Genomic DNA, 7234 nt, shown 5'->3' on the forward strand with positions numbered 1-7234 from the left:
ATCACATACTCCCGTGGGCCCAGCTTCCTGCCCTCCCAGCGACGTTCATACAGATCCAGCACCCGCCCGGCCTTCGCGGCAAAGTCCGGGTCACGCGGAAACAGCCACGACCGGTACTGCCACGGCTTGATCGCCTCCCGAGCCAGCCACCGCCACACCGTCAAGGCCGACATCGCCTCGGTCAAGCCTTGAGTCACTACCTCCCGAGCCAGTTCCGGACACCACCATCGCGACAACCCCACCAGCGACCAGGATCCTGGTCGGGCACGATGTCGGTCATGGCTACCCCACCGGAGTCCACCAAGATTTCTGTCAGGCAACGGTTGCGCGCCCACGCCAAAACCCACTGGCCCCAGGCAGGTGAGCTGGAGTTCCGCTACCGGGGCGCGTTCGTCTACGTCGAGGCGCACCTGACTGACGGGACAGTGCAACCGTTGATCCGGCTACGGTATGGCGGCACAGCCCGCCACTGGGGCTTCGGGCTCTACCTCGCCAGCAGCGACAAATACGAGAACCAGATCCTGCCCTCCGGATTCCCCGCCGGCAGCCCCGAAGAAGCCCTCGACTGCGCCTGTCGCCTCTACCTCGACAACCTCACCTGACCAGAACCGCCACAACCCCCAACCCACAACATCCGAAACCAACCACTAAGCCGCGAACGCGAGCGACTCCTACGGCTCACCTCCTTGGTGAGGACTTTCCACCCGATCCCCTCTCACCGGGGTCGCGCCGCTGCAAGTCCAGACAAGCTGCACGCGACCGGGCCGAGCCGAAAATGGTTGGACCGTTGGGTCGTGCCGCGGGTCAAATCTTGGTCATGGACGTGCGGCACTACGAGGACCCGCAGGCCTTCATGGCACTCGCGGAGTCCTTCTACGGCAAAGACACTCTTCGGCACACTGTTGCGCTCACCGCGATGGTGCGGCTTCTCACAATGGAACGGGCCGCTGCGCCGCGCATGGCCACTCTTCATGACAACGGGGATCTCATTGGTGTCGCGCTTCGTACGCCGCCGTGGCCGATCATTTCCAGTGGGTTGCCGACCGATCCGGTGCTCCTCGAGACCTTTCTCACCGAGTGGCGCGAGGTCGACCCGGAGCTGCCGGGTGCCAGTGGTCCCCGTGAGAACGTCGACGCCGTCGGCGCGGCCTGGACTCGGGTCACCGGTGGTGCCACGACCGAGGTTCTCGCCGGGCGGCTCTACCGGCTCGGGCAGCTGACTTTGCCCACTGTCCCTGGACGGGCGCGGCTCGCCACGGAGGACGACATCGAGCTGCTGGCGAAATGGCGTGCCGAGTTCTCGGACGAGGCGCTGCCCGATCAGCGCGACAAGTCGGGAGGCCCCGAGATGGTCCGGCGCTCGTTCGTGATCCAGGACACCGTCATGCTCTGGGAGGACGGCGGCGAACTCGTCTCCTGGGCCAACGCCTCCACGCCCATCGGTGGAATGTCCCGCGTCGGGCCCGTCTACACCCCTCCCGAGTACCGGGGTCGCGGTTACGGTTCGGCGGTGACTGCCGTCGTTTCCCAGCGGGCGCGGGACGCCGGCGCTCGGGATGTGATCCTCTTCACCAACCTGGCCAATCCCACGTCGAACTCGATCTACCAGAAGATGGGGTACCGGCCGGTGTACGACTCGTCGGAACTTCGGTTCACCCGGCTACCCTCGACCACGTGACCTCCCCTCGCCTGCTCGTCATCCAGCTCGACGAACACGACCCGATCGGTCCCCTCGGTGGCTGGCTCACCGGGGCCGGCGCGGAACTGGACCTTCGCGGGCCGGACGACCTTCCCGGCAGCACGGACGGGTACGACGGGCTCGTGTGTCTCGGCGGGTCCATGAGTGCCACCGACGACCTCGACTTCCCCTGGCTGGCCGACGTGCGCCGGCTGCTCGCGGCGGCCACCACGCGGCAGCTGCCGACCCTGGCCATCTGCCTCGGCGCGCAGCTCCTGGCCGTCGCGACCGGTGGTCACGTCACCAAGGGTGCGGAGGGACCCGAGGTCGGGCCACTGCTCGTCGCCAAGCGGGACGTCGGCTGGCAGGACCCGCTCTTCGCCGACCTGCCGTTCATGCCGGACGTCATGCAGTTCCACTCCGAGATCGTCGAGCGGCTGCCGTCGAACGCCGCGCTCCTGGCGGCCTCGACGCTCTACCCGAACCAGGCGTTCCGCGTCGGCCGCTGCGCCTACGGTCTCCAGTTCCACATCGAGACCACCACCGAGCTGGTCGAGAGCTGGGCCGCGAACAGTCCCGACGAGGCCGAGTTCGCGCGCCCCGGCGACCTGGACCACGACCGGCTCGTCCAGGTCCACGCCGACCTCGAGGAGACCAGGCGGCCGTTCGCGGCCCGGTTCGTCAAGCTGGCCGCGGGCGAGTTGGCGCCGGCCACCTCACCCCTACCGCTCATCCAGCACTGACATGGCCGACCCCGTCCGCTCACACGTCTCCATCGCCCGGTACGGCCTCACCGACGACCGTGCCGGCGAGTACCTGCGTGCCGCCGGCTGGTGGGGTGAGGACGCCCCGGTCCAGGATCACGAGCCCACCCTCGTCGCGCTGTCCCGCGCCCCGGACCCGGACCTCGCTCTCCTCACCATCGACCGCCTGCGCACCAGCGACGAGAGTGGTTGGAAGGGTCTCAACCAGGCGATCGCCACGGACCGCGGGCTGCGGGCACGCCTGCTGTCGGTGCTCGGCTCGTCCAGCGCGTTCGGCGACTTCGTGGCTGCCCGCCCCGGCGAGTGGCGCCGTCTGCTGACCGACCGGCAGAGCTTGCCCGCCACCTATCCGGCCACGCTGCTCGCCGCCGTCGACGGGGCGGACAACCCGGTGCGCGAACTGCGTGCCGCCTACCGCGGTCTGCTGCTCGAGATCGCCGCCGACGACCTCGCGCACCTCATCGAGCCGGAGCTGCCCGCGCTCGACTACCAGCAGGCCACCGCCCGCCTCACCTACCTCGCCGAGGCCGCCATCCGTGCCGCGCTCGCCGTCGCCGAGGCAGAAGCCGGTGAAGCCGCCGAGAAGTGCCGGCTGGCCGTCATCGCGATGGGCAAGACCGGCGGGCGCGAGCTGAACTACGTCTCGGACGTGGACGTGCTGTTCGTCGCCGACGGTGACCTCGACGTCGCGACCCGGCTCGCCAGCACGACCATGCGGGTCGCCACCAACGCGTGCTTCGAGGTCGACGCCGCGCTGCGGCCGGAGGGCAAGGCCGGCCCGCTCGTGCGCAACCTGGACGGCCACGTCAGCTACTACAAGCGCTGGGCCCGCACCTGGGAGTTCCAGGCCCTCCTCAAGGCCCGCCCCATCGCCGGCGACGCCGAGCTGGGCCAGAGCTACCTCGCCGCCGTCCGGCCCATGGTGTGGACTGCGGCCGACCGCGAGAACTTCGTCGACGACGTGCGGTCCATGCGCCGCCGCGTCGAGGACCACGTGCCGGCCGACCTGCTCGACCGTGAGCTGAAGCTCGGCCGCGGCGGCCTGCGTGACGTCGAGTTCGCCGTGCAGCTGCTGCAGCTCGTGCACGGCCGGGGCGACGAGGCACTGCGCCTCGGGTCCACGGTGGACGCGCTCGCCATGCTCGGCGACCGCGGCTACGTCGGCCGCACCGACGCCGCCGAGATGGGGGAGAGCTACCGCTTCCTGCGCCTGCTCGAACACCGGCTCCAGCTGCAGCGCCTGCGCCGCACCCACCTGTTCCCCGGCGACCACGAGACCGACGAGCTGCGCTGGCTCGCCCGCGCCGCCGGCGTCAAATCGACCCGGGGCAAACCCGAGTCGCAGGTGGTCGTCGACGAGTTCCGCCGGCACGTGCGGCGCATCCGCCGGCTGCACGAGAAGCTGTTCTACCGCCCGCTGCTCGAGGCGGTCGCCCGCGTGCCGACCGAAGCGCTGCGCCTGTCCACGAAACAGGCCGAGGCCCGGCTCGTCGCGCTCGGCTACGCCGCACCGGACGGTGTGCTGCGCCACATCCAGGCGCTCACCGCCGGGGTGTCGCGCCGCGCGGCGATCCAGAGCGCGTTGCTGCCGGCGCTACTCGACATGTTCGCCAACACCCCCGACCCGGACGGTGGGTTGCTCGCCTACCGGCGCGTGTCCGAGGCGCTCGCCACCACCCCCTGGTACCTGCGGGTGTTGCGGGACGAGCCGGCCGTCGTCGAGCGGCTCGCGATGCTGCTCGGCACCTCGAAGCTGGTGCCGGAACTGATGATGCGCGCACCCGAGGTGTTGCAGCTGCTCGGCGACCAGGAACGGCTGGCCGGCCGCGACCCCGACGAGGCTGCCCGGTCGCTGCGGCAGGCGGTGAACCGGCACAGCTACCTGCCGAACGCGGTCACCGCGGCGCGGTCGTTCCGCCGGCACGAGCTGCTGCGGGTCGCGGCGGCGGACCTGTTGGGGTTCATGGACACGCTGTCGGTGTGCCGGGCGCTGTCGACCGTGTGGGCGGCGGTGTTGCAGGCGACGCTCGCGGTCGTCGACCGGGCCGAGGCCGCCGCCGGTGGGGGGCACCTCGCGACCATCGCGGTCATCGGCATGGGCCGGCTCGGTGGCGCCGAGTTGGGGTACGGCTCGGACGCGGACGTGCTGTTCGTGTGCGAGCCGGCGAACGGCGCGGCCGAGGAGGACGCGCTCAGGTACGCGTCGCACGTCGCGCAGACCGTGCGGCGGCTGCTGTCGTCGCCGAGCCAGGACCCGGCGCTGCACGTGGACGTCGACCTGCGGCCGGAGGGGCGGCAGGGACCGATCGTGCGCACGTTCGACTCCTACCGCGCGTACTACGGTCAGTGGTCGGAGGTGTGGGAGGCGCAGGCGTTGCTGCGTGCGCGCCCGATCGCCGGCGACGAGGACCTGGGTGCGCGGTTCGTCGAGATGATCGACCCGGTCCGGTACCCGGCGAACGGCCTGGACGCGAACCAGATCCGCGAGGTGCGGCGCATCAAGGCGCGCGTGGACAACGAGCGGTTGCCGCGCGGCGCCGACCCGGCCACCCACCCCAAGCTCGGCCGCGGCGGCCTGGCCGACATCGAGTGGACGCTGCAGCTGTTGCAGCTGCGGTATGCGCACGAGCACCCGAGCCTGCGCACGACGTCCACAATGGATGGTCTCGCGGCGGCGGTGGACGTCGGCCTCGTCGACGCGGCGGACGCCGAGGAACTCCGGGAGGCGTGGCTGCTCGCGACCCGCGTCCGCAACGCGGCGACGTTGGTGCGCGGCAAGTTCACCGACCAGCCGCCGACGTCCGGCCGCGAGCTGGCGGCGGTCGCGGCGGTCATCCGCGGGGACGTCGAGGCCGAGCCGGGTGAGTTCGTGGACTCCTACCGGCGCACGCTGCGCCGCGCCCGCGGCGTGGTGGAACGGCTCTTCTACGAGGACTGAAAGGGGACATGGGTGGCGTTCAGCACGAGGATCGAGGTGCGCGGGTACGAACTGGACTCGCTCGGGCACGTCAACCACGCCGTGTACCACCTGTACGCGGAAGTGGCGCGGACCAAGGCGTTCGGGGCCGCCGGCTGCGACTGGGACGTGCTCACCGAGCGGCGCACCGCGCCGGTGCTGCTGACGACCACGGTGAACTTCCGGCGTGAGCTGCGCATGGGTGACGAGGTGGACGTGTCGTGCACGGCGAAGTTCGGCGACGGCAAGACGTTCACGTTGGAGCAGCTGATCACCAAGGTGGACGGGACGCTGTCGGCCGAGGTCTACTGCGTGCTCGGGCTGATGGACCTCGACGCGCGGAAGCTGCACGCCGATCCCCGCGCGGTCCTGGAGTCCGCGGGCTTCGACGTCACGAAGATGAATGACTGACGAGGTCCGTGCCGAGATCGCGGCGGCCTGCCATCGGCTGGCCAGCGAGGGCATGGTCTTCGGCACCGCCGGCAACGTCAGCGTCCGGCAGGGCGACCGGGTGGCGCTGACCGCCACGGGCGTGACCCTGGCGGACGCGACCCCCGACGACGTCACCGTCGTGGACCTGTCGGGCGCGGTCGTCGCGGGTGGACTGCGCCCCACGTCGGAGGTGGGCCTGCACCTGGGCATCCACCGCCACGTCGGCGATGGCGCGATCGTCCACACCCACGCACCGGCCTCGACCGCACTGGCGTGCGTGCTCGACGAGCTACCGGTGATCCACTACCAGCTGCTCGACGTGGGTGGCTCGGTGCCGGTCGTGCCGTTCTTCCCCTTCGGTACCACCGAGTTGGCCGAAGCGGTCGCGGCCGCGATGGCGGACAGGAAGGCGGTGCTCATGGCCAACCACGGCATGGTCACCCGGGACGCGACCCTGGCCGAGGCGCTGGAGCGGACGTTCGTCGTGGAATGGGCGTGCGCGCTGTACGCGAGGGCGTCGGTACTCGGCACCCCGAAGGTGCTCACGGCGGCCCAGCAGCAGGCGGTTCGTGCGGTCATCGCGAAGCTGCGGTACGGCAAACCCCAACCGATGGAGACGGCCCCGCCAGCCGGTTCCGACTGACGGGGCCGTTGTCTTGGGGGAACTCACACGTCGTAGTACAGCGCGAACTCGTACGGGTGCGGGCGCAGCCGCAGCGGGGTGATCTCGCTCTCGCGCTTGAAGTTGATCCAGGTCTCGATCACGTCCGGCGTGAAGACGCCGCCCTCCAGCAGGAACTCGTGGTCGCGCTCGAGGTTGTTCAGCACCGCGTCCAGCGACGCCGGCACGGTGGCGACGTCCTTGGCCTCCTCGGGCGGCAGCTCGTAGAGGTCCTTGTCGATCGGCGTGGGCGGCTCGATCTTGTTCTTGATGCCGTCGAGGCCGGCCATCACCATCGCGGAGAACGCGAGGTAGGGGTTGCCGGACGAGTCGGGGCAGCGGAACTCGATGCGCTTGGCCTTCGCGTTGGCGCCGGTGATCGGGATGCGGACGCAGGCGGAGCGGTTGCGCTGCGAGTACACCAGGTTGACCGGCGCCTCGAAGCCCGGCACCAGCCGGTGGTAGGAGTTCACGGTCGGGTTGGTGAACGCCAGCAGCGACGGGGCGTGCTTGAGCAGGCCGCCGATGTACCAGCGGGCGGTGTCCGAGAGCCCCGCGTAGCCGGACTCGTCGAAGCAGAGCGGGCGCTCGTTCTTCCAGAGGCTCTGGTGGCAGTGCATGCCGGAGCCGTTGTCACCGAAGAGCGGCTTCGGCATGAAGGTCGCGGTCTTGCCGTTCTCCCACGACGTGCTCTTGACGATGTACTTGAACAGCTGCAGGTCGTCCGCCGCGTGCAGCAGGGA

6 protein-coding genes and 2 pseudogenes are annotated in these 7234 nt (G+C 70.3%); 6 read left to right on the top strand and 2 right to left on the bottom strand.

Going from position 1 to position 7234, the window contains the following annotated elements:
* Positions 1 to 185, bottom strand: a pseudogene (locus tag ACJ73U_RS46475) (IS630 family transposase); the annotation flags it as partial.
* A 93-nt stretch (positions 186 to 278) separates the two neighbouring features.
* Here ACJ73U_RS46475 and ACJ73U_RS46480 point away from each other — a divergent pair.
* The 6 genes from ACJ73U_RS46480 (at position 279) to ACJ73U_RS46505 (ending at position 6473) form a co-directional block, all read left to right on the top strand.
* The gene (locus tag ACJ73U_RS46480) at positions 279 to 602 is read left to right on the top strand and encodes a hypothetical protein (RefSeq protein ID WP_407784211.1); all 324 of its coding nucleotides are present in this window, start codon (positions 279 to 281) and stop codon (positions 600 to 602) included.
* Between the two features lie 251 nt (positions 603 to 853).
* Positions 854 to 1678 (top strand): GNAT family N-acetyltransferase, encoded by an 825-nt coding sequence (locus tag ACJ73U_RS46485; protein ID WP_407784212.1) that lies wholly within the window; start codon positions 854 to 856, stop codon positions 1676 to 1678.
* On the top strand, positions 1675 to 2421 hold the full coding sequence (locus tag ACJ73U_RS46490; protein ID WP_407784213.1) for a type 1 glutamine amidotransferase: 747 nt from the start codon (positions 1675 to 1677) through the stop codon (positions 2419 to 2421). Before ACJ73U_RS46485 ends, ACJ73U_RS46490 begins: the two co-directional genes overlap by 4 nt.
* 1 nt (position 2422) lies before the next feature.
* Positions 2423 to 5380 (top strand): bifunctional [glutamine synthetase] adenylyltransferase/[glutamine synthetase]-adenylyl-L-tyrosine phosphorylase, encoded by a 2958-nt coding sequence (locus tag ACJ73U_RS46495; RefSeq protein ID WP_407784214.1) that lies wholly within the window; start codon positions 2423 to 2425, stop codon positions 5378 to 5380.
* Between the two features lie 12 nt (positions 5381 to 5392).
* The gene (locus ACJ73U_RS46500) at positions 5393 to 5809 is read left to right on the top strand and encodes an acyl-CoA thioesterase (RefSeq protein WP_407784215.1); all 417 of its coding nucleotides are present in this window, start codon (positions 5393 to 5395) and stop codon (positions 5807 to 5809) included.
* Complete coding sequence (locus tag ACJ73U_RS46505) at positions 5802 to 6473, top strand: class II aldolase/adducin family protein (RefSeq protein WP_407784216.1); 672 nt, start codon at positions 5802 to 5804, stop codon at positions 6471 to 6473. Before ACJ73U_RS46500 ends, ACJ73U_RS46505 begins: the two co-directional genes overlap by 8 nt.
* Positions 6474 to 6496: 23 nt before the next feature.
* Here ACJ73U_RS46505 and ACJ73U_RS46510 read toward each other — a convergent pair.
* Positions 6497 to 7234, bottom strand: a pseudogene (locus ACJ73U_RS46510) (type I glutamate--ammonia ligase); the annotation flags it as partial.

It is taken from the genome of Actinophytocola sp. (genome assembly GCF_045807065.1).
Classification (GTDB): domain Bacteria; phylum Actinomycetota; class Actinomycetes; order Mycobacteriales; family Pseudonocardiaceae; genus Actinophytocola.

Coding starts and splice junctions, on each gene's coding strand:
- ACJ73U_RS46480 (WP_407784211.1), top strand. CDS start 279: ATGGCTACCCCACCGGAGTCCACCAAGATTTCTGTCAGGCAACGGTTG.
- ACJ73U_RS46485 (WP_407784212.1), top strand. CDS start 854: ATGGCACTCGCGGAGTCCTTCTACGGCAAAGACACTCTTCGGCACACT.
- ACJ73U_RS46495 (WP_407784214.1), top strand. CDS start 2,423: ATGGCCGACCCCGTCCGCTCACACGTCTCCATCGCCCGGTACGGCCTC.
- ACJ73U_RS46505 (WP_407784216.1), top strand. CDS start 5,802: ATGACTGACGAGGTCCGTGCCGAGATCGCGGCGGCCTGCCATCGGCTG.